Raw genomic sequence first — 23280 nt, forward strand, 5'->3', positions numbered from 1 at the left:
GCATGAGGCTCGCCGCCGCCCTGTCGTTCCTTACGCTGACGACGGTGCTGACCGCGTGCACGTCCGACGACCAGTCCTCTGGCCGCGACCCGGCCCCGCCGGCCGGCCCGCAGAGCCCGGCCGAGACGGCTTCCCCGTCCACCTCGTCCTCCGGAACGACGACCCCGACCTCGCCCAACCGGCCGCCCCGCGTCGTACGCACGATCGCGAGCGGACTGGCCGCGCCCTGGGGCCTGGACTTCCTGCCCGACGGCACCGCTGTGGTCACCGAGCGCGACACCCGGCGGGTGCTCACCCTCCGCGACGGCGACGTGACCGAGGTCGGCACCATCGAGGCGGCCGCCCCGCAGGGTGAGGCGGGCCTGCTCGGCGTCGCGGCCTCCCCCGACTTCGACACCGACCGGACGCTCTTCTTCTACGTCTCGACGGCGGAGGACAACCGGATCGTCAGGGCCCGGCTCGCGGGCGGAGGGCTGCGGCCGGCCACGCCGATCCTCACCGGCATCCCCAACGGCTTCATCCACGACGGCGGCCGGCTGGAGTTCGGCCCAGACGGCTACCTCTATGCCTCCACCGGCGAGACCGGCACCCCCGAGATGGCGCAGGACCGGGACGCGCTCGGCGGCAAGATCCTGCGGATCACCGCCGACGGCAAGCCCGCCCCGGGCAACCCCGACCCCGACTCCCCCGTGTGGTCGTGGGGGCACCGCAACGTGCAGGGGCTGGCCTTCGACGACACCGGGCAGCTGTGGGCCAGCGAGTTCGGCCGGAACACCTTCGACGAGCTCAACCGGATCACGAAGGACGCCAACTACGGGTGGCCGATGTTCGAGGGCGACGGTGGCGCCCCCGACTACACCGACCCGCAGGTCGTGTGGCGCACCTCCGAGGCCTCGCCGTCCGGCCTCGCCTACGCCCGCGGCAACCTCTGGATGGCCTCGCTCCGCGGCGAACGCCTGTGGCGGGTGACCGTCGACGGCAAGCGGGCCACGAAGCCGACCGACTTCTTCGTCGGCGACTACGGCCGGCTGCGCACCGTCGAGGTGGCGCCCGACGGGAACCTCTGGGTCACCACCTCCAACCGTGACGGCCGCGGCGACCCGGCCGCGACCGACGACCGGATCCTCGAGGTGCGGCCCTAGCCCCTCAACGCCTGCGCCCCCAGCGGGTCCGCGACCACGGTTTGTAGACCGACAGCACCAGCGCGAACGCGAGCGCTGCGAACGACACGAACGGCGGGAACATCAGGTCCTCCCCGGCCCGACCGACGGCGTCGCGGACCTGGTCGGCGGTGCCGGTGAGGCCTTCGGGGATGCTCAGCGCGCCGGGCACCAGCGCCACGAGCACCAGCGCGGTGAGCACGATCCCGACGAGCAGCTTCACGAACACCCACCACCACTGGACCAAGCCCCACTTCGTGCCCAGACCGAGCAGCACGCCGGTCACCAGCATGCCGCCGACCAGCACCGGCACGGCCAGCGGGACGACCAGCCGGACCGCGGTGTACGCCGCCGCGACGGTCGCGCCGTCGCCGGACGTGCGCCCGGCGACGACGAGGATCGCGAGCAGCACGTCGGCGCCCATCCAGCCGACACCGCAGAGGATGTGCAGGGCGAGCACCGCCCGACGCACCCGCCGGGACAGCCGGAATCCCGAGGTCGGCGCCGTCCGGGGCGCCACGTCTGTCGTCATGCCCGCCACGCTGGGCAGGATCGTCCGACCCGGGATCCGGCATCACCCCGGGGAGGACCCTGAGATCGGGCTGCGGTCATCCGGCTGCAATTGCAGCCGTACGACACGAGATCGCCGTCCGGAACTGTCGCGCGGCCGCAATTGCAGCCGTACGCCGGGTCGGCGGGTGGGCCGCGCTGTCACAAGCCTGCAATTGCAGCCCCATGACAGGGAATCGGTCCGGAAACCTGCAATGCGGCTGCAATTGCGGGGTTACGGCACCCTCAGGTCAGCTTCTCGAGGATCAGCTCGCGCACCCGGGCCGCGTCCGCCTGGCCACGCATCTCCTTCATCACCGCACCGATCAGCGCGCCGGCGGCGGCGACCTTTCCGTCGCGGATCTTGTCGGCGACGTCGGGGTTCTCCACGATCGCCTTGTCCACGGCGGCGCCGAGGGCGGAGTCGTCGGAGACGATCGCCAGCCCGCGGGCGGCGACGATCTCCTCGGGCGTGCCCTCGCCGGCGTACAGGCCCTCGAAGACCTGACGGGCCAGCTTGTCGTTGATGGTGCCAGCGTCGACCAGCTGCTGCACCGCGGCGACGTCGGCCGGGCCCACGCCCAGCGCGCCGATCTCGGTGTCGGTGTCGTTGGCGCGGCGGGCCAGCTCGCCCAGCCACCACTTGCGGGCGGCCTGCGGCGCGGCGCCGGCGGCGATGGTCTCCTCGACCAGGCCGAGCGCTCCGGCACCGACGGTGTCGCGCATCTCGAGGTCGGAGAAGCCCCACTCGGTCTGCAGCCGGGCCCGCCGTGCGGTCGGGTTCTCCGGCAGCGTGCCGCGCAGCTCCTCGACCCACTCCCGCGACGGCGCGACCGGCACGAGGTCGGGCTCGGGGAAGTAGCGGTAGTCCTCGGCGTCGGACTTCTCCCGGCCGGAGGTGGTGATGCCGGTGTCCTCGTGCCAGTGCCGGGTCTCCTGGAGGATCGAGCCGCCGCCGTCGAGGATCGCGGCGTGGCGCTGCATCTCGAATCGCACCGCCCGCTCGACGGAGCGGAACGAGTTGACGTTCTTGGTCTCGGTGCGGGTGCCGAGCGTGCCGGAGCCCTTCGGCGAGAGCGACAGGTTGACGTCGGCGCGCAGGTTGCCCTGGTCCATCCTGGCCTCGGAGACGCCCAGCGCCACGATCAGGTCGCGCAGCTGCTGGACGTACGCCCGCGCGACCTCGGGTGCCTTCGCGCCGGCCCCCCGGATCGGCTTGGTGACGATCTCGATCAGGGGGATGCCGGCCCGGTTGTAGTCGACCAGCGAGTAGTCGGCGCCGTGGATCCGGCCGGTGGTGCCGACGTGGGTCGACTTCCCGGTGTCCTCCTCCATGTGCGCGCGCTCGATCTCCACGCGGAACGTCTCGTCGTCGCCCCCGTCGATCGGCACCGTGACGTCCATCCACCCGTCGTACGCGATCGGCTCGTCGTACTGCGAGGTCTGGAAGTTCTTCGGCATGTCCGGGTAGAAGTAGTTCTTCCGCGCGAACCGGCACCACTCGGCGATGCTGCAGTTGAGCGCCAGCCCGATCCGGATCGCCGACTCCACCGCGGTCCGGTTGACCACGGGCATCGCGCCGGGCAGGCCCAGGCAGGTCGGGCAGACCTGGGTGTTCGGCTCGGCGCCGAAGACGGTCGCGCAGCCGCAGAACATCTTCGACGCGGTGTTGAGCTCGACGTGGACCTCGAGGCCGAGGGCCGGGTCGTAGCGCTCGAGGACGTCGTCGAAGGACAGCAGGGTCTCGGTCATGCCTGATCTCCGGTTCCTGAGGAGGCGAGGGACGAGCCGTCTCGAAGGGCGTCCAGGGTCGGGGCCTTCGCCAGCAGCGGGCCACCCCACTGCTGCTCCAGCAGCGTCTCCAGGGCCGCGCCCACGCGGTAGACGCGGTCGTCGGCCTGCACCGGGGCGAGGATCTGTACGCCGGTCGGCAGGCCGTCCTCCTCGGCGAGACCGCTCGGCACCGAGATGCCGGGGACGCCGGAGAGGTTCGCGGGGATGGTGGCGAGGTCGTTGAGGTACATCGCCAGCGGGTCGTCGACCTTCTCGCCCAGCCTGAACGCGGTGGTCGGCGCGGTCGGGCTGACCAGCACGTCGGCCTGCGCGAACGCCGCCTCGAAGTCACGGGTCACCAGGGTGCGCACCTTCTGCGCCTGGCCGTAGTAGGCGTCGTAGTAGCCGCTGGAGAGGGCGTAGGTGCCGAGGATGATCCGGCGCTTCACCTCGTCGCCGAAGCCGGCGTCACGGGTTGCCCGCATGACCTCCTCGGCGCTGGCGTTCTCGATGCCCTCGGGCCAGACCCGCAGGCCGTAGCGCATCGCGTCGAACTTCGCGAGGTTGCTGGAGGCCTCGGCGGGGAGGATCAGGTAGTACGTCGCGAGCGCGTGCACGAAGCTCGGGCAGGACACCTCGACCACCTCGGCGCCGGCCTTGACCATCAGGTCGACCGACTCCTGGAAGCGCGCCAGCACGCCGGTCTGGTAGCCCTCGCCGCCGAGCTCGGTCACCACACCGATCCGGACGCCGCTCAGGTCGCCGGTGGCACCCTGCCGGGCCGCCTCGACCAGCGCCGGGAGGGGCTGGTCGATCGAGGTGGAGTCGAGCGGGTCGTGGCCGCCGATCAGCTCGTGCAGCAGCGCGCTGTCGAGCACGGTGCGGGTGACGGGACCGGCCTGGTCGAGGCTGTTGGCCAGGGCGACGAGGCCGTAGCGCGACACCCCGCCGTACGTCGGCTTCACACCGACCGTGCCGGTGACCGCGCCGGGCTGGCGGATCGAGCCGCCGGTGTCGGTGCCGATCGCGAGCGGGGCCTCGAACGCGGCGACCGCGGCCGCGGAGCCACCGCCGGAGCCGCCGGGGATCCGGTCGAGGTCCCACGGGTTGTGGGTCGGGCCGTACGCCGAGTGCTCGGTCGAGGAGCCCATGGCGAACTCGTCCATGTTGGTCTTGCCGAGGATCGGCAGGCCGGCCGCACGGAGGCGGGCGACCACCGTGGCGTCGTACGGCGGGACCCAGCCCTCGAGGATCCGCGAGCCGCAGGTGGTGGGCAGCCCCTTGGTGGCGAGCACGTCCTTGACCGCGATCGGGACGCCGTCGAGGGCGGAGGCCGGGGACCCGGCAGCACGGCGCTCGTCGGCCGCGGACGCCTGCGCCAGTGCGCCGTCGGTGTCGACCTGCAGGAACGCGTGCACCGCGCCGTCGACGGCGGCGATCCGGTCCAGGTGCGCCTGGGTGAGCTCGACGCTCGTGGTCTCCCCGGCGGCGAGCGCGTCGACGAGCTCGGCGGCAGTGCGGCGGGTCCAGTCGGTCGCGGTCACTGCTCGTCCCCCAGGATGCGCGGGACCGAGAACCGCTGCTGCTCCGCCTCGGGCGCCCCGGAGAGCGCCTCCTCGGCGGTCAGGGACGGCACCACCTCGTCGGCCCGGAACACGTTGCTCAGCGGCAACGGGTGGGACGTCGGCGGGATGTCGTCGCCGGCGACGCCCTGGATGGCGGCGACGGACTCCAGGATCACGCTCAGCTGGGGTGCGAGGTGGTCGAGCTCGGCGTCGGACAGGTCGATCCGCGCGAGGTCCGCCAGGTGGGCGACCTCGTCCCGCGTGATCGAGCGGGGGCTTTCAGGCATGGGGCATCCCTCGTGGACGACAGGGGTCGCCGCAATCTTAGTGGGACTGGCGCGGGCTCCCTCCAGCGGCAGCCGCCCGGTGGGCGTCAGCCGCCCCAGCCACCGCCGTCGCTCGTCCAGCCCTCGCCGGAGTGGTCACGCCACCAGTCCTTGGCGCCGCCCCAGTCGTGGTCACTTCCTCCGTCGTGGTCCCGGTGCGGGCGGCACCACCGGTCCGGCCAGCCGTCGCCGTCCCTGTCACGGCAGCGACTCCGGTCGCCGTCGTCGTCCCTCGGGGCGGGCGCCGCCGTGCGGGTCTGCGGTGGGTGCGCCTTCGGCTGCGGGGCCGCCGGCGGAGGGACCGTCGGCACCACGACCTTGCCCACGCCCTGCGCCGAGTTGTCGGGCTGCTCCCGGCTGACCGGGACCTGCCGGCCGGTGTCGGCCTTGGCCTCGGCCTCCGCGGTTGGTGACGACGACGAGGACGGGGTGGTGCTGGCCGTGGGCTGCCCGCCGGTCGGCAGGAACAGCATCACGGCCCCGGCGATCGCCGTCACCAGCATGCCGACGCCGATGCCGGCGACGATCGCCGGACCGCGCGGGGCGCGGAAGCCGGACGATTGCGGCCTTTCGGACATGGTCCGACACCCTAGGCGAGTTGCCGGTGGCGGACCACCCCCGAGGCGCCGTCGCAGGCCGTGCCGTCGGCGGTCGTCCTGATCACGTCCCGTTCCGGTCCGGGGTTCCCGCATTCCGGGCACCGCGCTCGGGGTCCGCCGCCTACACTCGCCGTACGCATCCGCTTCGCCCCGGTTCAGACCAGAGCCCGTGGCACGAATCCGAGGGGGAGGTGCCGATGACGCTTCCCGTGCGGGAGCGCCAGGTCCGGCTCCTGGCCGACTCTCGGGCGTCCGAGCCACGGGCCCGGCTGGCCCAGGCGTCGAGCAGGGCCGAGTTCATGCTCCGCCTGTCGCGCACCGTCTCCGCGGTCCAGCACCCGACCCGGGCGATGGAGGCCCTGGTCACGCTGCTCGTCGAGGAGATGGTGACCTTCGCGCAGGTGACCGTGTTCTCGGGGATCCGCCAGGCCACCGTCGGAGTCGTCCACGACGGGTCGGTCCGGACCGTCGCCGGACTGGCTGTCGACGCGCCGACCCCGCTCGTGGACGAGGTCGTGCGGCACGGCGTGGTGGAGCACCTCATGCTCGCCGCCGGAGACGAGCGCCGCGCACTCGTCGACCAGCTGGTGCCCGACCCCGGGCTGGCCGAGGCGCTGGACGCACTGGGGCCGGAGTCGCTGGTGGTGCTGCCGCTGGCGTCGCGCGGCCGCTCGTTCGGCGCGCTCGCGCTGGCCCGGCCGCCGGGGTACGGGTTCGACGCCGGGTCGCTGGCCTTCCTCGAGGACCTGGCACAGCGGATCTCGGTCGCGCTCGACGCCAACCTGGTGGTGGCCGAGAGCCGGCACGTCGCCGCGGTGCTGCGCCGGGCGATGACCCCGGCCAGGACCCGCACCGTCCCCGACCTCGACACCGCGGCGTTCCTGCGCGTCGCTCACGAGCACGAGGAGCTCGGCGGCGACTTCTACGACGTCCACGGTGCCGACGACGACCTGACGCTGCTGCTCGGCGACGTCGCCGGCAAGGGTGTCGAGGCGGCTGTGCACGCCAAGCGGATCCGCAACGCGGTCCGCACCGCCTCCCACGTCGACCGCGACCCGGCCTGGATCCTCGCGCTGGTCAACCGGGTGCTCTGCGACGAGGCCGAGCCGGACTCCGAGGTCATCGCCACCGCGGTCTGCGGCCGGCTGCGCCGGGTGCCCGACGGGCTGTCGGTCGAGCTGGCCAACGCCGGCCACCCGTCGCCGCTGGTGCTGCGGTCCGACGGCGCGGTGGAGCGGGTCGAGGCCGGCGGCGTGGCGCTCGCGCTGCTCGACGGCACGACGTACGCCGCGACGTCGGTGGTGCTGCGCCCCGACGACACCCTGCTGCTCTACACCGACGGTGTCACCGAGGCCCGCGGCCACCGCGACCTCTTCGGCGAGGAGCGCCTGGTCTCGACGCTGCGCCAGGCCGGCGGCATGAAGGCCAGCGCGGTGGTCGACCAGGTCGCGATCGCGGTGACCACCCACCTCGCCGACCGGCAGCGCGACGACATCGCGCTGGTCGCCCTCCGCTTCCACCCCGAGCAGCCGTGAACGTCACGATCGACGCCATCGGCGCCGAGGACGTCGAGGCGTACTGGTCCGCGGTCGGCGCCGGCGACGAGCGGGCCGCCCGGGCGGTGGTCGCCGACGTACGCCGACGCGGGGCGAGCCCCACGGACGTCTTCGACGGCCTGGTGATCCCGGCCCAGCAGCGGGTCGGCCAGCGGTGGGCGGCCAACGACTGGACGGTGGCGCACGAGCACGCCGCGACCGCGATCAGCGAGGCGGTCGTGCTCCGCCTGGCGGCCGACATCCCCGACCCGGACCGCGCCGGGCGCCCGCTGCTGGTGGCCTGCGTCGAACGCGAGTGGCACGCCCTGCCCGCACTGGTCGTGGCGCACACGCTCCGGGCCGGCGGGCACGCCGTCGACTACCTGGGCGCGAACGTGTCGCCGGAGACCGTGGTCGGCCGGATCATCGACGCCGGGCCGCGGGCGGTGCTGGTCAGCGCCTCGCTGTCGTCGTCGCTCCCCCGGGTCCGGCGGCTGGTCGAGGCGGTCACCGGCACCGGTACGCCGGTGGTGGTCGGGGGCCACGCGTTCGACGCCGCGGGCGTCCGGGCCGCGCGGCTCGGCGCGACGGCCTACGCCGGCGACGTGGCGACCCTCGACAGCCTCCTGCTCGACCTCCCCGGCCACGTCGCACCGGCCGCGCCACTGCGGCACCCGGGTGCGGTCGAGGCGCTGGAGATCCTGGCCGAGGTCGACGAGATCGGACGGGACGTGATCCGCGGCTCGGAGGTGGACCTCGGCGAGGCCGGGGTCCCCGACGCCATGGCCCCGGACGACTGGCGGGTGGTGCTGAGCACCTACGTCCCGCACGTGATCGGCTGCGTCGCGGGCGGGCTGCTGACCGAGGACCCGTCGGTGCCCGGCCAGGCCCGCACCTGGCTCACCGACGTGCTGGCGCTGCGCGGCGGCGACCCCCGCGCCGTGGACGCGCTCTGGCAGGCGCTCGCCACGCGACTGCGGGAGTACCCCGAGGCGGTCCGGCTGATCGACCTCGCCTGATCCCTCCTCCGCTGGGGCTCCCGACGTACCGTTCTCCGCGTGAGGAACCTGCCGGTCCGCGCCGCCCTCGGGCTCGCCGCCGCCTGCCTGCTCGCCGCGTGCACGTCGGCCGCCGAGCAGGCCGGGTCACCGGACCCCGAGGAGCCGACCGCGGCGCCGTGGTCGGCGTCGGTCCAGCGGTACGTCGCGCTCGGCGACTCCTACACCGCGGCGCCGATGATCGCCGGCAAGATGTCGGACGACGGGTGCTTCCGCTCCAGCAACAACTACCCGGCGCTGCTCGCCCGCGACCTCCCCGGCGCGACGGTCGTCGACCGCAGCTGCTCGGCGGCGACCACCCGCGACCTCACCCACCGCCAGCGCACCGTCTTCGGCGCCGCGCGACCGCCCCAGCTCGCGGCCCTGACCCGCGACACCGACCTGGTCACGGTCGGCATCGGCGGCAACGACCTCGACGTGTTCCAGCGGCTGGTCGGCACCTGCACGGCGCTCCGGCGCTCGGACCCGACCGGAGACCCGTGCCACCGGTCCTTCACGCGCGGCGGCACCGACACGATGCTCCGCGACGCCGCCCGCGTCGAGGGGCGCGTGACCGCCGTCCTGGACGCCGTCCAGCGCAGGGCTCCCGACGCACGGATCGTGGTGGTCGACTACCCCGTGATCGTTCCCGAGGCCGGCACCTGCCCGCGCCGGCTCCCGATGGCCACCGGCGACTACCCCTGGGCGCACCGGGTCAACGAGCGCCTCAGCCGCTCGCTGCGCGACGCGGCCGGGCGGGCCGGCGTCGAGCACCTCGACGTCGCCGCGGCCAGCACCGGCCACGACGTGTGCGCCGGCGCGGACGCCTGGGTCAACGGGCAGCGGACCGAGCCGGGCACAGCGCTCGCCTACCACCCGCTCGCGGCCGGCCAGCAGGCCGTCGCCGGGCTTCTCCGGGACCTGCTCGCCGCGCCGCCGGCCTAGGGTGCGTCTCTCGAGTCGGCGCCGTCGCGAGCGGGATTTCGCGCCGTGGCTGGCCAGGCGGAGGTGCGAAGTCGGGAGGGAGTCCCGACGAGTCGCCGACAACGCCGCCAGATCGGAGGCGAAAGTCCCCGCAGCAGGCGCACCGACTCGAGAGACGTGCCCTGGCCACCGCCGGTCACGGCTTGCGGGTCGGTGAGGCCGCGGCGTCGGGACGCGTCGGCGTGCTGCGGGGCGTGCCTCGGGGCGACGGACGGGTCGTCGGCCCTCCCGTCGTGCCGGAGGGTGACGGGGCGGCCGACGTCGGCGGCGTCGTGCCGGGTCGCGTCGTCGCCGGCGCCGGGCTGCTGGTCCTCGGTGCTGCAGCCGAGGAGGTCGGCCCGGGACCGGTGGTCCGGGCGACCGACGGCGGGACCGGCGTGGTCGCGCCATCGGTCGTCCGGGTGGACGTCCCGCCCGGCTCACCATCGCTGGTGGGGTCGGCGCCGTGGCCCGGGCCCGCGAAGTCGCGCGGCGGGTCGGGCAGCGGACCACCCGAGGGAGCGGCGAGGACGACGAAGGCGCCGGTCGCCAGCATCGTCGCAGCGACGAGGACACCCCCGCGGCGTACGGGCTGGGCCCTCCGCGACCAGCCCTGGAGGCCCTCGCGGCGACGCCGCCGGAGATCCTGCGGCAGCCAGGAGCGGAGCGCGGCCAGGCTGTTGAGCGGCGCGGCGGCGTAACCCGCCGCCTGGAAGACGAGGAGCGAGGCCACGGACACGGCCGCCCAGGACGGGCGGGCGAGGACCCAGGCGGCGACCCCGACGCACCCGAGCGCGAGGGCGGTCTCCACCCGGTTGGCCCACACCACGTCGCGGAGCCCGTGGTCCTCGCGCACCTTGGGGGTCCGCAGGAAGGCGCCCTCGCGTGCCGTGAGTCCACGCAGCGCACCGAGGGCGACGCTCCAGCCCAGGGCCAGCCAGATGCCGAAGGCACCGAGGGCGTCGCGCCGGGTGGTGTGACCGACCCGGTGCAGCAGCGCGACCGACCTGACCGCCCCGAGGCCGACCAGCGTGATGGTGCAGAGCAGCAGGAGCGGCCCCAGACGTCGTACGACGAGTCCGTCGCCGGCGGCCAGGTCGACGGCGCCGACGGCCAGGAAGAGCGTGAACGCGAGGGCGGCGACGTCGCCGAACCACTGGAGGCCACCCACCAGGAAGGCCCACCGCTGGGACGTCGCCATGCGATTGCGGTCGGACACGCGACCCGGCAGCAGGGAGCGCCAGTGCATCCGGAGGATCTGGACGCCCCCGAAGCACCAGCGGAAGCGTTGCCGCTTCAGGGCCTCGAAGCTGAGCGGCATGATGCCGTGACCGAAGCTCTCGTCGACGTGCCGGCCGGTCCACCCGTCCCGCAGCAGCCTCAGGGACAGCTCGGCGTCCTCGGTGATGCACCACTCGTCCCAGCCGCCGGAGGCGACCAGGGCCCGCCGCCGGATCAGGCCCATCGTCCCGCCGAAGATCGGCGCACCTCGCTCGTTGCGGGAGACCTGCGAGACGTCGAAGAAGTACTTGTAGGAGTGGTAGAGCCGCCGGAAGTACCCCGAGAACTCCCATGACCGGTAGTCCTGCGGGGTCTGCAGGAAGCCCAGGGTGGCGTCCTCGAAGAGCGGGGCGCAGCGCTCGAGGAAGTCCGGCTCGGCCTGGTAGTCGGCATCGACGACGCCGACCAGCTCTGCTCGAGCGTCGGTCCTCTCCAGTCCGAAGTTCAGCGCTCCCGACTTGTAGCCGGGCCAGTCCTCGAGGTGGAAGAACCGCAGCCGCTCGTGCCCCCGGCAGAACTCCTCGACCGGCCGCCACAGGCGCTCGTCGGTCGTGTTGTTGTCGAGGACGAGCACCTCGTAGTCGTCGTACCTCAGGGCGAGCAGGGACTCGAGGGTCTCGATGACCAGGTCAGGCGGCTCGTTGTGGGTGGGCACGTGCAGGCTCACGAACGGCCGGTACGGCGCGTCACCCGTCGGCGCCACCCGACGGGTCCAGCGTCGCCGGGCCAGCACGTCGACCAGCTCCCAGACGTGCCCCAGGGCGAGCACGAAGACGAACGCCTCCAGCAGCCACAGCAGCACCGACCCGGTGCGTTCCACCGGCGTCAGCGAGGAGCCGACCGTCCAGGCACCCACCCACAGGAGGTAGGTCGCGCCGGCCCCGACGGTGGTCGCCCAGGCGACGAGACCGCGAGCGGTCCAGTCGCGGGCCACGTGGGCCCAGACGAGGATCGAGGCGGTGAGCCAGCCGGCCACACCCGCGCCGGCGGTCGGACCCAGCCCCCAGGCGGCGGCGACACCGAGTCCGACCAGGCCGACGGCGCATGCGGCGACCGTTCCGCGCACCATCGGCGGCAACCAGAGGGCCCGACCGCTGCCGACGAACAGGGTGGCCGTCGCGAGAAGGGCCAGCGTCGCGCTGGTGACCAGCACGACGCCGAGGAAGTCGGCCATGCGCTAGGGCTCCTGGAGGTCGAGCAGGCCGTCGAGCAGTGACGACGAGTCGCTGGTCGCCGTGCGGTCTCCGTCGTTGCCGCCGCCGTTCCCGTTCCCGTTGCCGTTCCCGTTGCCATTGCCGTTGCCCGGGTGGGACGGCGAGGGTGGCGACGGGGTGGTCGGCGTCGGCTCGGGGCTGCTGGGCGTCGGGTCCGGCTCCTCGCTGGTCGGCGTGTGGGCGGTCGGCGTGGGCGCCCGGCGCGCCGAGGGGGACACCGTCTCCACGGGGCTGCTCGACCGCTGGGCGCTCCGGCTGACCTCCCCCGACGGGTCCTCGGCAGTCGGGTCCTCCGCCGAGACCTCCGGTCGCTCGGAGTCGACCGCCGGGTCGTCGGCGGGGTCGTTCGACTGGTCGACGGAGGTGTCGACCGAGGTCGGACCGGGCTCGACGCCTCGCGGCACGAACAGCATCCAGGCCCCCAGCACGGCGAGGAGCACGAGGCTCCCGCCCATCACGGATACGTACAGCGCGCCGCGCGACGCCCAGACCGAGGGCAGCGCGCGCTTTCCGGACATGGGCGTCGACTCTAGGTGTTACTGGTCAGTAATGCCCATCAGTGGACGTTCCGGACGGCCTCAGGGCCCTTCTCGAGCAGCACCTCGAACCCGCTCTCGTCGAGGATCGGCACGCCGAGCTGCTCGGCCTTCTCGGCCTTGGTCCCGGCATTCTCCCCCACCACCACGAAGTCGGTCTTCTTCGACACCGAGCCCGCCGCCTTGCCGCCACGGGCGATGATCGCCTCCTTGACCGAGTCGCGGGAGTAGCCCTCGAGAGACCCGGTCACCACGACCGTCAGGCCCTCGAGCGTGCGCGGCACGGACTCGTCACGCTCGTCGGCCATCGAGACCCCGGCCTTCGTCCACTTGTCGACGATGGCGACGTGCCAGTCGACCGCGAACCACTCCACCACCGCCTCGGCGATGGTCGGGCCGACGCCCTCGGCCGCGGCGATCTGCTCCTCCGACGCCGCACGCAGCGCCTCCATCGACCCGAACTCGGTGGCCAGTGCGCGAGCGGCCGTCGGGCCGACGTGGCGGATGGAGAGCGCGACCAGCACCCGCCAGAGCGGGACCTCCTTGCGGGAGTGCAGGTTGGCGAGCAGCCGCTGGCCGTTGGCCGAGAGCACGGGGGCGTCGCCCTCGTCCTTCCTGGGGGCGCGGGTGAACAACGGGGCGCTGCGGAGCTTGTCCTCGTCGAGGAAGAACACGTCCCCCTCGTCGGTGATCGCACCCGCCTCGATCAGCGCCACCGCGGCCTCGTAGCCGAGCCCCTCGATGTCGAAGGCTCCGCGGCCGGCGACGTGGTAGACGCGCTCGCGCACCTGCGCCGGGCACTGCTGGTGGTTGGGGCAGCGCAGGTCCTTGTCGCCCTCCTTCTGCTGCACCAGCGCGGTGCCGCACGAGGGGCACTCGGTGGGCATCACCCACTCCGCCAGCCCCTCGGGCCGGAGTGGCAGCACCGGCCCGACGATCTCGGGGATCACGTCGCCGGCCTTGCGCAGGACCACGGTGTCACCGGGCCGGACGTCCTTGCGCTTGACCTCGTGGGCGTTGTGCAGCGTGGCCATCTCCACGGTCGAGCCCGCAACGCGCGTGGGCTCCATCCGGCCGAACGGCGTCACCCGGCCGGTGCGGCCGGTGTTCACCTCGATCGCGAGGAGCTTCGCGTTGACCTCCTCGGGTGGGTACTTGAACGCGATCGCCCAGCGCGGTGCCCGCGACGTCGACCCGAGCCGGCGCTGCAGCGCGACGTCGTCGACCTTCACCACCACCCCGTCGATCTCGTAGGGGACGATCGTGTGCCGGTGCTCGCCGGCGTTCTCGACGTAGGCCTCGACCTCGGCCAGCGACGGGAGCACCCGGACCTGCTCGGAGACCGGCAGCCCCCATGCGGCGAGCGCGTCGTAGGCGTGCGACTGCGCCTTCGGCTCGAACCCATCACGGGCGCCGATGCCGTGGCAGACCATGCCGAGCGCCCGGGTGGCGGTGACCCGCGGGTCCTTCTGGCGCAGCGAGCCGGCCGCGGCGTTGCGGGGGTTGGCGAAGGCCGGCTTGCCGGCGTCGCGCATCGACTCGTTGAGCCGCTCGAACGCCTCGCCCGGCAGGAACACCTCGCCACGCACCTCGAGCAGCGCCGGCACCGGGAACTCCTCGGTCCCGGTCAGCCGGTGCGGCACCGAGTCGATGGTCCTGACGTTGGGCGTCACGTCCTCGCCGGTGCGACCGTCACCCCGGGTGAGCGCCCGGACCAGGCGCCCCTGCTCGTAGAGGATGTTGATCGCGAGGCCGTCGACCTTGAGCTCGCACAGCAGCGCCGGGTCGTCGACACCGTCGCGGCCGAGCCGCGCGTGCCACGCGGCGAGCTCCTCGTAGGAGAAGGCGTTGTCGAGGCTCTCCATCCGCTGCAGGTGGTCGACGGCGGTGAACTCCGTGGAGACCGCCCCGCCGACCTTCTGGGTGGGCGAGTCGGGGGTGCGCAGCTCGGGCACCTGCGCCTCGAGCTCCTCGAGACGGCGCAGCTTGCGGTCGAAGTCGGCGTCGGAGAGCGTCGGGTCGTCGAGGACGTAGTAGCGCCAGCGGGCCTCCTCGATCTCCTCGACCAGCACCCGGTGCTCACCCTTCGCGTCCGCCCAGGCGTTGCTGCCGGCCGCGGGGCCCCCGATCTCCACCTCGTCGCTCATGGGGCACATCTTGCCGTGTCCCGCCGACAGCCGGGTGCCACCCATCCGCCGGGTCCGGCGGCTCCGAACGTGTCAGGACGGGTGCGACGTCCGCGCCCGGTCGCCGTTGGCCCGCACTGAGAGGATCGGCACCGTGAGCGAACCGTCCCTGACCCGCCGCGACGTCGCCGGGCGTCCGCGTGGGCTCGTACTGATGCTGCACGGCGGCACGCCGCGGTCGGACGAGCCGGTCGGCGAGCGCAGCGCGTCCTGGCTGCGCGCGGCGACGATGCAGCGCTCGATCACACCGCGCCTGCACGAGGCCGGGGTGGCGACCTGGCTGCTGCGCCACCGGGTGCGGGGCTGGAACGACCCGTCGACCCCCTCGCCCGTACCGGACGCGCGCTGGGCCCTGGCCGCCGTACGCCGCGAGCTCGGCGCCCTGCCCGTCGTACTGCTGGGGCACTCGATGGGCGCCCGTACCGCGGTCCACGTGGCCGACGACGACCTGGTCGCCGGCGTGGTCGCACTTGCCCCCTGGCTGCCGCCCGGCGAGCCGGTCGACACGCTCCGGGGGCGGCGGCTGGTGATCGCGCACGGCCACCGCGACCGGATCACCTCGTTCCGGGCGGGCGCGGACTACGCCCGACGCGCGGCCGCCGTCGCCACCGAGGTCGAGCACCTCGACATGGGACCGGTCGGCCACTACATGTTCCGCCGGTCGGGCCGGTGGAACGACGTCGCACTGACCCGCTCGCTCGCGATCCTGGCGCCCACGCTCGCGCGCTGACCCCGTGCAACCGCGGACGTGGGCGGGTTCACACGGTGTTGACCAGACCGTCACGGAAAAAGAGTTGCCGCCGATGAAACGGATCCGTACCATCTGATGAAACGAAACTGTTTCGTTTCATCAATCGGAAGGATCCCGATGACCCCGCACGCTCCCGACAGCACGGCCGTCCGGCCCCGCGTCGAGGGCGACCGCGAGCTCGAGATCCTGGCGGCCACCCTCGAGGTCCTGGCCGACGTCGGCTACGACCGCCTGACCATGGACGCCGTGGCCACCCGCGCCAAGGCGTCCAAGGCCACCCTCTACCGGCGCTGGAACGACAAGGCCAGCCTCGTCGTGGACGCGCTCGTGGTCGTCAAGCACTCCCCCGAGGAGCCGGCCGACACCGGCACCCTGCGCGGTGACCTGATCGCCTCGTTCTGCGGCATGGGCGGCCTCACCGACCAGCAGGGTGTGGCGACGTTCGCCAGCGTCCTCACCGCGATCAGCAAGGACCAGGAGTTCGCCACCGCGTTCCGGCGCGACGTGCTCGGACCCAAGATCGCCGCCACGTCGGCGATCTACGAGCGCGCACGTGCTCGCGGGGAGATCCGCGACGACGTGGACCTCGACCTCCTGGCCCCGGCGCTGGCGGGCGTCATCCTGCACCGCTTCTTCCTGCTGGGCGAGCAGCCCACGGAGGACGTGATCGTCCGCGTCATCGACCAGATCATCCTGCCCGCCGCGACGAATTGCGGCCGCCCCGGCGGTCAGTAGTCCGGGCACCCGAGCTTCGAACACACGAGAAGGAAGACCATGGCTGAGCCAACGACCACGGAGACCCGTGCCTCCGGGCAGCATCTCCACCTGGGATGGGCGCTGGTGCTCATCTCGATCGCACAGCTGATGGTGGTGCTCGACGCCACCATCGCCAACATCGCCCTGCCCTACATCCAGGACACCCTGCACATCTCGGACGCCAACCTGACCTGGGTGGTCACCGGCTACGCGCTGGCCTTCGGTGGCCTGCTGCTGCTCGGCGGCCGGCTGGGCGACCTCTACGGCCGCCGCCGGATCTTCATGATCGGCCTGGTGATCTTCGCGGTCGCCTCGCTGCTCGGCGGCCTCGCCAACAACGAGGGCACGCTGCTCGCCGCCCGTGGCCTGCAGGGCCTCGGTGCAGCTCTCGCCTCCCCCGCCGCGCTGGCGCTGATCACCACCACGTTCCCGGCCGGCCCGCCGCGCAACCGCGCGTTCGCCGTGTACGCCGCGATGTCCGGCGCCGGCGCCGCCGTCGGCCTGATCCTCGGCGGCTGGCTCACCGGGTCGGGCTTCGACCTGTTCGGCATGCACGTCCACGGCTGGCGGCTGACCTTCCTGATCAACGTCCCGATCGGCCTGGTCGCGGCGGGCTTCGCGCCCAAGGTGCTCTCGGAGTCCGAGTCGCACCCGGGTGAGCTCGACATCCCCGGCGCGGTCACCGGCACCCTCGGCCTGCTGGCGATCGTGTTCGGCCTCAACCACGCCGGCACCGACGGCTGGAGCGACCCGTGGACGATCACCTCGCTGGTCGCAGGCGGCGTACTGCTGATCGTCTTCGGCATCGTCGAGAGCCGCGTCGAGCACCCACTGCTGCCGTTCCGGGTGTTCCTGAACCGCACCCGCGCATCGAGCTTCGTCGCCTTCTTCCTGGCCCCGGCCGCGATGTTCGCGATGTTCTTCTACCTGTCGCTCTACATCCAGAACGTCATGGGCTACAGCCCGCTGCACGCCGGCTTCGCGTTCCTGCCGTTCTCGGCCGGCATCGTGGTGGCCGCTGGCCTGGCGTCCAACCTGGTCGCGAAGATCGATCCCCGCTACCTCGCGGGCACCGGCACCCTGATGGCGGCCGGCGCGCTCTACGGCTTCTCCCGCCTGCCGCACGACGCGACGTTCCCGCCGCCGACCTCGGACATCACCGGCAACTACGTGACCGACATCCTGCCGTTCATCCTGCTGATGTCCTTCGGCATGGGCCTGACCTTCGTGCCGCTGACCCTCACCGCGGTGCACCACCTCCGCGCCGAGGACTCCGGCGTCGGCTCCGGCGTGCTGAACACCATGCAGCAGGTCGGCGGCGCGCTCGGCCTGGCCGTCCTGGCCACGGTCGCGACGCAGGTCATGACCACCAAGGGCGACGAGTTCCAGGCGGCCGGGCAGGCAGCCCAGGCCGCCGGTGGCCCGCAGCCCTCGCCCGAGCAGATGGCCTCGCTCCAGGAGATCGCGGGACACCAGATCTTCACCGAGGGCGCGACCACCGCGTTCCTGGTGGGGGCGGTGATGATGTTCGCCGCGTCGCTGGTGGTGTGGATCTTCCTCAACGTGAAGCACACCGAGCTGGCCACCGACGGCCCGGAGGCCGCCGTCCACGTCGGCTGACCTCTGCGTGATCCGCGGGTACTCCCCAACGAGATGGCTGCTCCTCCCCGCGAAGGGCAGCCATTTCGTTTGGGACCATCTCGCCTGTCGCTCCGGATAGTCCCAAACGTTTGAGGGGCGATTCGGGCCGATCGACCCCTCGAACGTTTGGGACTATCCCGACAGGTGCGGGATCAGCCCTCCCAGTCGTCGACCCGGTCGCCCTCGATCAGCACCCGGTTGGGGGTGATCGGGGCCAGGACCGGGTCCTGGACGAGGTTGCGCATGGCGTCGAACCGTACGTCGCCGGGCGAGGTCCGCGGGTCGCCGGTGCGCGAGTCCCCGAGCACCTGGAGCACCCGGGTCGCGACGTCGGTGACGTGGACCAGGGTCCAGTCGCCCGTCCGGTTCCAGCCGAGGGTGAGGACGCCCCCGTCGTCCGGCTCGAGGATCACGCAGGTCATCCGTTCCGGGCAGTCGAGGGTGAGCGGATCGGGCTGCTCCACGACGAGCAGGGTCACCGCTGTCCCCGTCTCGAGCTCGGTCTGGGCACCGATCACGCGCTCGCCGTACCCGCTGTGGCCCTCGGCCTCGCGTGAGGCGACCTCGCCGACCGTGGCCGACTCGACGACCCCCGCGATCGCTCGCGGCGTGATCTGCTGGGAGTTCGCCTCCGCCCCGCTCTCGTCCTCGCCCGGCACCTGCGCGGGCAGCTCCCCGGCCTCGCGGAGGACCGACTCGGTGGTCCGCAGCCCGAGCCGCGGGTCGGTGACGACCGCCACCATCTCGTGGACCGAGGTGTCGAGGTCGAGCGTCCGCGGGTCGGCCGTGATCGGGTCGCCACTCTGGTAGGCGAGGGTGTACTCGTCCGCCCGCTGCTGCACGACGAGCAGGATCCCCGGATCCTCCTCCGGCGCCTCCAGCTGCCAGGCCAGGATCACCTCGCCCCCGTCGGCCTGCCACGTGTCGAACTCGTAGAAGTCGCCGCAGTGTTCGAGCACCTGGTTCGTCCCGGGCACGGCGGCCACCCGCAGCAGGTCGCCGTCCTCCCCCTCGCCGGCGCGGAACCGGATGTCGACGGCCACCGCACCCGGGAGCCGGAAGGTCTCCGGGTGGGTACGCGTGACGCTGGCGGGGGTGCCGTCCACGTGGTCGAGCGCTACCGAGGCCAGGGCCTTCGGAGTCGCCGGCTGGTTCACCGGCTCGTTCGCGGGCTCGGCGTGCTTCCTCGTCGACGGGGCGGCCAGCGCCGCCATCGCCACCACCAGCGCAGCGACTGCGGCAGCGGCCCCGGCGGTCGCGAGCCGGCGCCCGGTGCGCGCCCGGTGCCCGCCCTCGCCCGTCTCGTCGTACGTCATCGTCGTCCCGAGCCCCCGCTCCGCCCGATAGTCCCCTACGTTCGAGGGGTCATCCGGGCCGAATGGGCCCTCGAACGTAGGGGACTATCTCAGGAGTCGACGTCCCGGGCGGCTTGACGCGCCAGGTCGAGTGCGGATCGGGCCCAGGCGGCGGAGGCGCCGGCCAGACCGCAGGCGGGGGTGACCACGAGCCCTGGAGTGGGTTCCAGGCCGAGCATCTCGAGCAGGCGGTGCACCCGCTCGGTGACCGACTTCGCGGTGGGCGCGGTCGCCGGGTCGACGGAGGGTACGGCGCCCAGCAGCACCCGCTCCCCGGCCTCGACGGCCTCCGCGAGCGGGTCGTACGACGCCGCGTCGAGCACGGCGAGATCGACGGAGATCCCCCGGGCACCCGCTCCCCGGACCAGCCCGATCGGGAAGCCGGGCGCGCACGAGTGCACCAGGGGCACGCCACCGGCCTCCTCGACCGCCGCGAACACGGTCGCCAGCGCCTCGGACGCCTCGGGCGGCTGCACGACCCGGTGCCGGCCGTAGCCGGACGCCGTCGGCACCTGCCCGCCGAGCACCGCCGGCAGCGCCGGCTCGTCGACCTGCACCAGCAGCTCGCTCGCGCCGGGCACCCGTCGGCGTACGTCGGCGACGTGGGCGAGCATCCCCTCGGCCAGCCCCTGCGCGAGGTCGCGACGGGCGCCGTGGTCCGCGAGCACCTTGTCGCCGCGCGGCTTCTCGACCGTGGCGGCCAGCGTCCACGGTCCGGTGACCTGCAGCTTGAACGGGCCGGCGTACCCCTGCGCCTGCTCCTCGACCCGGTCGAGGTCCTGGGCGAGCAGCGAGCGAGCCCGGCGCTGGTCGATCCCGGTGGCGTCGGTGAGCCGCCAGCCGGCCGGCTGGACGTCGGCGGGGAGCCCGTCGACCACGGCCAGCGCCCGGCCGGTCATGGACGCGATCGCGCCCCGGCCGGGCAGCTCGGGCACGTGCCGGAGGTCGGGCAGCTCGCCGAAGACCGTGCGGACCGCCTCGGCGTACGCCCGCGCGTTGTCGGCCTCGGGCGACAGCGGGTCGCCGCCGGGCATCGACCCGACGCCGGTGGCGAGCGTCACCGGAGCGCCTCGGTGCGGTCGGTCGCGGCGATGGTGGCCGAGCCGACCACCCGGGTGCCGTCGTAGATCACCGCGGCCTGCCCCGGGGCGATGCCCGAGGCCGGCTCGAGCAGCACCACCTCGACGGTGGAGGGGGCGGTGACCCGGACCCTGGCCCGGTGCTCGTTGCCGTGCGCGCGGAGCTGCACGGTGCCCTCGAGCGACTCGGGCACGGTGCCGCACCAACGCGCCTTGATCCCGCTGATCCGGTCGACGCGCAGCTCTTCGCGGGGGCCGACGGTGACGGTGCCGGAGACCGGCTCGATGTCGAGCACGAACCGCGGCCGGCCGTCCGGCGCCGGGCGGCCGATCCGCAGGCCCTTGCGCTGGCCGATGGTGAAGGCGTACGTGCCGTCGTGGCGTCCCAGCACCTCGCCGCTGACATGGTCGACGATCTCGCCGCCGTGGTTGGGGGCCTGGCCGCCGAGCTTCTCCCGCAGCCAGCCGGCGTTGTCGCCGTCGGCGACGAAGCAGATGTCGTGGGAGTCCGGCTTGTCGGCGACCAGCAGGCCTCGCCGCTCGGCCTCGGCGCGTACGTCGGGCTTCCGGGAGTCGCCGAGCGGGAACAGCGAGTGCGCGAGCTGCTCCTGGGTCAGCACGCCGAGCACGTAGGACTGGTCCTTGGCCATGTCCACGGCCCGGTGCATCTCGATCAGCCCGTCGTCGCCGGCGCGCAGCTGGGCGTAGTGACCGGTGGCGACCGCGTCGAACCCGAGGTCCAGCGCCCGGTCGAGGACGGCGGCGAACTTGATCTTCTCGTTGCAGCGCAGGCAGGGGTTGGGCGTCCGGCCGGCGGCGTACTCGGCCATGAAGTCCTCGACCACGTCCTCGTGGAACCGCTCACTGAGGTCCCAGACGTAGAACGGGATCCCGATCACGTCCGCGGCCCGGCGGGCGTCGTTGCTGTCCTCGATGGTGCAGCAGCCGCGGGCGCCGGAGCGGTAGGACTTCGGGTTGCGCGAGAGCGCGAGGTGGATGCCCGTGACGTCGTGGCCGGACTCGGCGGCCCGCGCGGCGGCCACCGCGGAGTCCACGCCTCCCGACATGGCGGCGAGGACCCGCATCAGAGCCTCCGCTGCCCCGCGTTGCGGGCGCGTTCGACGACCGGACCGATCGCCTCGACCAGGGCGTCCACGTCGGCACGGGTGCTGGTGTGGCCGAGCGAGAACCGCAGCGACCCGCGGGCCTGGGCGTCGGTGTGGCCCATGGCCAGGAGGACGTGGGAGGCCTGGGGTACGCCGGCCGAGCAGGCCGAGCCGGTCGAGCACTCGATGCCCCGGGCGTCGAGCAGCATCAGCAGCGAGTCGCCCTCGCAGCCGGGGAAGGTCAGGTGGGCGTTGCCGGGCAGCCGGTCGACCGGATCGCCGTTGAGCGCGGCCTCCGGCACCACCGCGCGCACCCGGCGCACCAGGTCGTCGCGGAGCGAGACGACCCGGGTGGCGTGCTCGGCCTGCTGCTTCACCGACAGCTCCACGGCCGCGGCCAGGCCGGCGATCGCCGGGGGGTCGATGGTGCCGCTGCGGATGTCGCGCTCCTGGCCGCCGCCGTGTACCAGCGGGGTGACCTCGAGCTCGCGACGTACGACGAGGGCGCCGACGCCGTAGGGGCCGCCGACCTTGTGCCCGGTCAGCGTGAGCGCGTCGACGCCGGAGCTCGCGAAGTCGACCGGCACCGCGCCGACCGCCTGGACGGCGTCGGTGTGCACGGGGATGCCGTGCTCGGCGGCGATCGCCACCACCTCGGAGATCGGCTGGAGCGTGCCGACCTCGTTGTTCGCCCACATGACGGAGACCAGCGCCACCGTCTCGGGGTCGCGGGCGATGGAGGCGCGCAGGGCGTCGAGGGCGAGCCGTCCGAACCGGTCCACCGGCAGCAGCTCCACCTCGGCGTGCTCCTCCGCGTCCAGCCAGTGCAGGGGGTCCAGGACGGCGTGGTGCTCGACGGCCGTGGAGAGGATGCGGGTGCGCCGGGGGTCGGCCGCGTGCCGCGACCAGAAGATGCCCTTGACGGCGAGGTTGTCGGCCTCGGTGCCACCGGAGGTGAACACGACCTCGCCGGGGCGGCAGTCGAGCGCCTGGGCGATGGTCTCGCGGGACTCCTCGACGACGCGGCGGGCCCGGCGGCCGGACGCGTGGAGGGAGCTGGGGTTGCCGGTCTCCGCCAGGTGGAGGGTCATCGCCTCGACCGCGGCCGGCAGCATCGGCGTGGTCGCGGCGTGGTCGAGGTAGACGCTGCGCTCGGGAGCGTCGGTGGAGGCGTTCATTGCATCGTCCAGCGTACGGCGGGGTGGTCGGGACCGGCCAAATGTTTCACGTCGCGTGCGTCACGTGCTCCGCTGGTCCATCCAGGCCAGCCACGGGTGCCCGGCGCCGTACACCCTCTCCACGGCCTCCCGCAGCCACCCGCGCTGCCGGTTGTCGAGGAGCGGCCAGGCGGCGTCCCGGTCGGCCCGGTCACGCTCCTCGTTGCCCAGGGCCTTGTGGTGCAGGACGACCTCGGGGTTCTGGTAGCGGATGCCGTCGTCCGCGATCCACGTGACCTCGTCCAGCGGCGCGGACCACTCCTCGCGGCGGGACACCCACCGGCCGTCCCGGTCCTCGTTGATGAGGATGTCCGCCACCCAGGGGGCCTGGGCATGTTCGCGCAGCCACACCTGGCCCGCGTCCGGGTGTGGCTCGGGCCAGGTCTCGTTGATCGGGCGCAGCGACCCGCTGCAGACGCTCCAGACGTCGTACCGGTCGCCCACCAGATCGAGCAACGCAGGCAGGTCGTACGTGAAGATCGCGACATCGACGTCGTGGTGCCTGCGGCGGACACCGCTGAAGGCCTCGACCGCCCAGCCCCCCACGACCCACCACGGTCCCGGGAAGTCCGCGAGGAACTCCTGCGCCCCGGCCGGGTCGAGCGGGTCCCAGGGTCCGTAGAGCCGCTCGAACTCCGCCTCGTCCATCAC

At 73.3% G+C, this 23280-nt stretch carries 20 protein-coding genes; 7 read left to right on the plus strand and 13 right to left on the minus strand.

Annotated features, from left to right (window positions below; genetic code table 11):
• Nucleotides 1–2 precede the first annotated feature (2 nt).
• A complete protein-coding gene (locus EKO23_RS00405; RefSeq protein WP_134712944.1) occupies nt 3–1142 on the plus strand; it encodes a PQQ-dependent sugar dehydrogenase in 1140 nt (379 codons plus the stop codon).
• Nucleotides 1143–1146: 4 nt separating this feature from the next.
• Here EKO23_RS00405 and EKO23_RS00410 read toward each other — a convergent pair whose 3' ends face one another.
• The 5 genes from EKO23_RS00410 to EKO23_RS00430 all read right to left on the minus strand — a co-directional run bounded on the left by EKO23_RS00410 (nt 1147) and on the right by EKO23_RS00430 (nt 5951).
• A complete protein-coding gene (locus tag EKO23_RS00410; protein WP_217702388.1) occupies nt 1147–1692 on the minus strand; it encodes a hypothetical protein in 546 nt (181 codons plus the stop codon).
• A 263-nt stretch (nt 1693–1955) separates the two neighbouring features.
• Nucleotides 1956–3461, minus strand: a complete 1506-nt coding sequence (gene gatB, locus EKO23_RS00415) for an Asp-tRNA(Asn)/Glu-tRNA(Gln) amidotransferase subunit GatB (RefSeq protein ID WP_134712946.1) — start codon at nt 3459–3461, stop codon at nt 1956–1958.
• Nucleotides 3458–5026, minus strand: a complete 1569-nt coding sequence (gene gatA, locus EKO23_RS00420; protein ID WP_134712948.1) for an Asp-tRNA(Asn)/Glu-tRNA(Gln) amidotransferase subunit GatA — start codon at nt 5024–5026, stop codon at nt 3458–3460. Before gatA ends, gatB begins: the two co-directional genes overlap by 4 nt.
• On the minus strand, nt 5023–5334 hold the full coding sequence (gatC, locus tag EKO23_RS00425) for an Asp-tRNA(Asn)/Glu-tRNA(Gln) amidotransferase subunit GatC (RefSeq protein ID WP_134712950.1): 312 nt from the start codon (nt 5332–5334) through the stop codon (nt 5023–5025). Before gatC ends, gatA begins: the two co-directional genes overlap by 4 nt.
• Before the next feature lie 86 nt (nt 5335–5420).
• Nucleotides 5421–5951, minus strand: coding sequence for a hypothetical protein (locus EKO23_RS00430; protein WP_134712952.1), 531 nt, complete (start codon nt 5949–5951; stop codon nt 5421–5423).
• Nucleotides 5952–6169: 218 nt separating this feature from the next.
• Between EKO23_RS00430 and EKO23_RS00435 the strand changes: the two genes are divergently transcribed.
• Genes EKO23_RS00435 through EKO23_RS00445 form a run of 3 tightly spaced genes read left to right on the plus strand, consistent with a single transcriptional unit; the run spans nt 6170 to nt 9489 of the window.
• Nucleotides 6170–7507 (plus strand): PP2C family protein-serine/threonine phosphatase, encoded by a 1338-nt coding sequence (locus tag EKO23_RS00435; protein ID WP_134712954.1) that lies wholly within the window; start codon nt 6170–6172, stop codon nt 7505–7507.
• The gene (locus tag EKO23_RS00440) at nt 7504–8526 is read left to right on the plus strand and encodes a cobalamin B12-binding domain-containing protein (RefSeq protein ID WP_134712956.1); all 1023 of its coding nucleotides are present in this window, start codon (nt 7504–7506) and stop codon (nt 8524–8526) included. The genes EKO23_RS00435 and EKO23_RS00440 overlap by 4 nt, the downstream gene beginning before the upstream one ends.
• A 39-nt stretch (nt 8527–8565) precedes the next feature.
• Nucleotides 8566–9489, plus strand: a complete 924-nt coding sequence (locus EKO23_RS00445) for an SGNH/GDSL hydrolase family protein (protein WP_134712958.1) — start codon at nt 8566–8568, stop codon at nt 9487–9489.
• A 175-nt stretch (nt 9490–9664) separates the two neighbouring features.
• On the opposite strand, the gene EKO23_RS00450 is transcribed toward EKO23_RS00445, so the two are convergent.
• Genes EKO23_RS00450 through ligA form a run of 3 tightly spaced genes read right to left on the minus strand, consistent with a single transcriptional unit; the run spans nt 9665 to nt 14685 of the window.
• A complete protein-coding gene (locus tag EKO23_RS00450; RefSeq protein WP_134712960.1) occupies nt 9665–11962 on the minus strand; it encodes a glycosyltransferase family 2 protein in 2298 nt (765 codons plus the stop codon).
• A 3-nt stretch (nt 11963–11965) separates the two neighbouring features.
• Entirely contained in the window at nt 11966–12520 is a 555-nt protein-coding gene (locus EKO23_RS00455) for a hypothetical protein (RefSeq protein WP_134712962.1), read from the minus strand.
• Between the two features lie 38 nt (nt 12521–12558).
• Nucleotides 12559–14685 carry an NAD-dependent DNA ligase LigA gene (gene ligA / locus EKO23_RS00460; protein ID WP_134712963.1) on the minus strand — a complete coding sequence of 709 codons (2127 nt, stop codon included), beginning with the start codon at nt 14683–14685 and terminating at the stop codon, nt 12559–12561.
• 133 nt (nt 14686–14818) lie between these two features.
• Here ligA and EKO23_RS00465 point away from each other — a divergent pair, with 133 nt between their 5' ends.
• The 3 genes from EKO23_RS00465 to EKO23_RS00475 all read left to right on the plus strand — a co-directional run bounded on the left by EKO23_RS00465 (nt 14819) and on the right by EKO23_RS00475 (nt 17851).
• Nucleotides 14819–15454 carry an alpha/beta hydrolase gene (locus EKO23_RS00465; RefSeq protein ID WP_217702389.1) on the plus strand — a complete coding sequence of 212 codons (636 nt, stop codon included), beginning with the start codon at nt 14819–14821 and terminating at the stop codon, nt 15452–15454.
• A 138-nt stretch (nt 15455–15592) separates the two neighbouring features.
• Nucleotides 15593–16210: a TetR/AcrR family transcriptional regulator gene (locus tag EKO23_RS00470; RefSeq protein ID WP_134712965.1), complete on the plus strand. Its 618-nt coding sequence runs from the start codon at nt 15593–15595 to the stop codon at nt 16208–16210.
• A gap of 39 nt (nt 16211–16249) precedes the next feature.
• Nucleotides 16250–17851: an MFS transporter gene (locus EKO23_RS00475; protein ID WP_134712967.1), complete on the plus strand. Its 1602-nt coding sequence runs from the start codon at nt 16250–16252 to the stop codon at nt 17849–17851.
• Nucleotides 17852–18024: 173 nt separating this feature from the next.
• Here the strand turns inward: EKO23_RS00475 and EKO23_RS00480 are convergent, their stop codons facing one another.
• The 5 genes from EKO23_RS00480 to EKO23_RS00500 form a co-directional block, all read right to left on the minus strand.
• Nucleotides 18025–19188, minus strand: a complete 1164-nt coding sequence (locus tag EKO23_RS00480) for a hypothetical protein (protein WP_134712969.1) — start codon at nt 19186–19188, stop codon at nt 18025–18027.
• A gap of 89 nt (nt 19189–19277) precedes the next feature.
• Complete coding sequence (locus tag EKO23_RS00485) at nt 19278–20288, minus strand: uroporphyrinogen decarboxylase/cobalamine-independent methonine synthase family protein (RefSeq protein ID WP_246050826.1); 1011 nt, start codon at nt 20286–20288, stop codon at nt 19278–19280.
• Nucleotides 20285–21391, minus strand: a complete 1107-nt coding sequence (mnmA, locus tag EKO23_RS00490) for a tRNA 2-thiouridine(34) synthase MnmA (RefSeq protein WP_134712971.1) — start codon at nt 21389–21391, stop codon at nt 20285–20287. The genes EKO23_RS00485 and mnmA overlap by 4 nt, the downstream gene beginning before the upstream one ends.
• The gene (locus tag EKO23_RS00495) at nt 21391–22590 is read right to left on the minus strand and encodes a cysteine desulfurase family protein (RefSeq protein WP_134712973.1); all 1200 of its coding nucleotides are present in this window, start codon (nt 22588–22590) and stop codon (nt 21391–21393) included. Before EKO23_RS00495 ends, mnmA begins: the two co-directional genes overlap by 1 nt.
• Nucleotides 22591–22650: 60 nt before the next feature.
• Entirely contained in the window at nt 22651–23277 is a 627-nt protein-coding gene (locus EKO23_RS00500) for a nucleotidyltransferase domain-containing protein (protein WP_134712975.1), read from the minus strand.
• Nucleotides 23278–23280: the final 3 nt, after the last annotated feature.

The organism is Nocardioides guangzhouensis, assembly GCF_004519545.1.
GTDB lineage: Bacteria > Actinomycetota > Actinomycetes > Propionibacteriales > Nocardioidaceae > Nocardioides > Nocardioides guangzhouensis.

What these genes read in the sequence shown, in the direction of transcription:
- EKO23_RS00405 (WP_134712944.1), top strand. Translation starts at nt 3, where the DNA reads ATGAGGCTCGCCGCCGCCCTGTCGTTCCTTACGCTGACGACGGTGCTG.
- EKO23_RS00410 (WP_217702388.1), bottom strand. Translation starts at nt 1,692, where the DNA reads ATGACGACAGACGTGGCGCCCCGGACGGCGCCGACCTCGGGATTCCGG.
- gatB (WP_134712946.1), bottom strand. Translation starts at nt 3,461, where the DNA reads ATGACCGAGACCCTGCTGTCCTTCGACGACGTCCTCGAGCGCTACGAC.
- gatC (WP_134712950.1), bottom strand. Translation starts at nt 5,334, where the DNA reads ATGCCTGAAAGCCCCCGCTCGATCACGCGGGACGAGGTCGCCCACCTG.
- EKO23_RS00430 (WP_134712952.1), bottom strand. Translation starts at nt 5,951, where the DNA reads ATGTCCGAAAGGCCGCAATCGTCCGGCTTCCGCGCCCCGCGCGGTCCG.
- EKO23_RS00435 (WP_134712954.1), top strand. Translation starts at nt 6,170, where the DNA reads ATGACGCTTCCCGTGCGGGAGCGCCAGGTCCGGCTCCTGGCCGACTCT.
- EKO23_RS00450 (WP_134712960.1), bottom strand. Translation starts at nt 11,962, where the DNA reads ATGGCCGACTTCCTCGGCGTCGTGCTGGTCACCAGCGCGACGCTGGCC.
- EKO23_RS00455 (WP_134712962.1), bottom strand. Translation starts at nt 12,520, where the DNA reads ATGTCCGGAAAGCGCGCGCTGCCCTCGGTCTGGGCGTCGCGCGGCGCG.
- ligA (WP_134712963.1), bottom strand. Translation starts at nt 14,685, where the DNA reads ATGAGCGACGAGGTGGAGATCGGGGGCCCCGCGGCCGGCAGCAACGCC.
- EKO23_RS00470 (WP_134712965.1), top strand. Translation starts at nt 15,593, where the DNA reads ATGACCCCGCACGCTCCCGACAGCACGGCCGTCCGGCCCCGCGTCGAG.
- EKO23_RS00475 (WP_134712967.1), top strand. Translation starts at nt 16,250, where the DNA reads ATGGCTGAGCCAACGACCACGGAGACCCGTGCCTCCGGGCAGCATCTC.
- EKO23_RS00480 (WP_134712969.1), bottom strand. Translation starts at nt 19,188, where the DNA reads ATGACGTACGACGAGACGGGCGAGGGCGGGCACCGGGCGCGCACCGGG.
- mnmA (WP_134712971.1), bottom strand. Translation starts at nt 21,391, where the DNA reads ATGCGGGTCCTCGCCGCCATGTCGGGAGGCGTGGACTCCGCGGTGGCC.
- EKO23_RS00495 (WP_134712973.1), bottom strand. Translation starts at nt 22,590, where the DNA reads ATGAACGCCTCCACCGACGCTCCCGAGCGCAGCGTCTACCTCGACCAC.
- EKO23_RS00500 (WP_134712975.1), bottom strand. Translation starts at nt 23,277, where the DNA reads ATGGACGAGGCGGAGTTCGAGCGGCTCTACGGACCCTGGGACCCGCTC.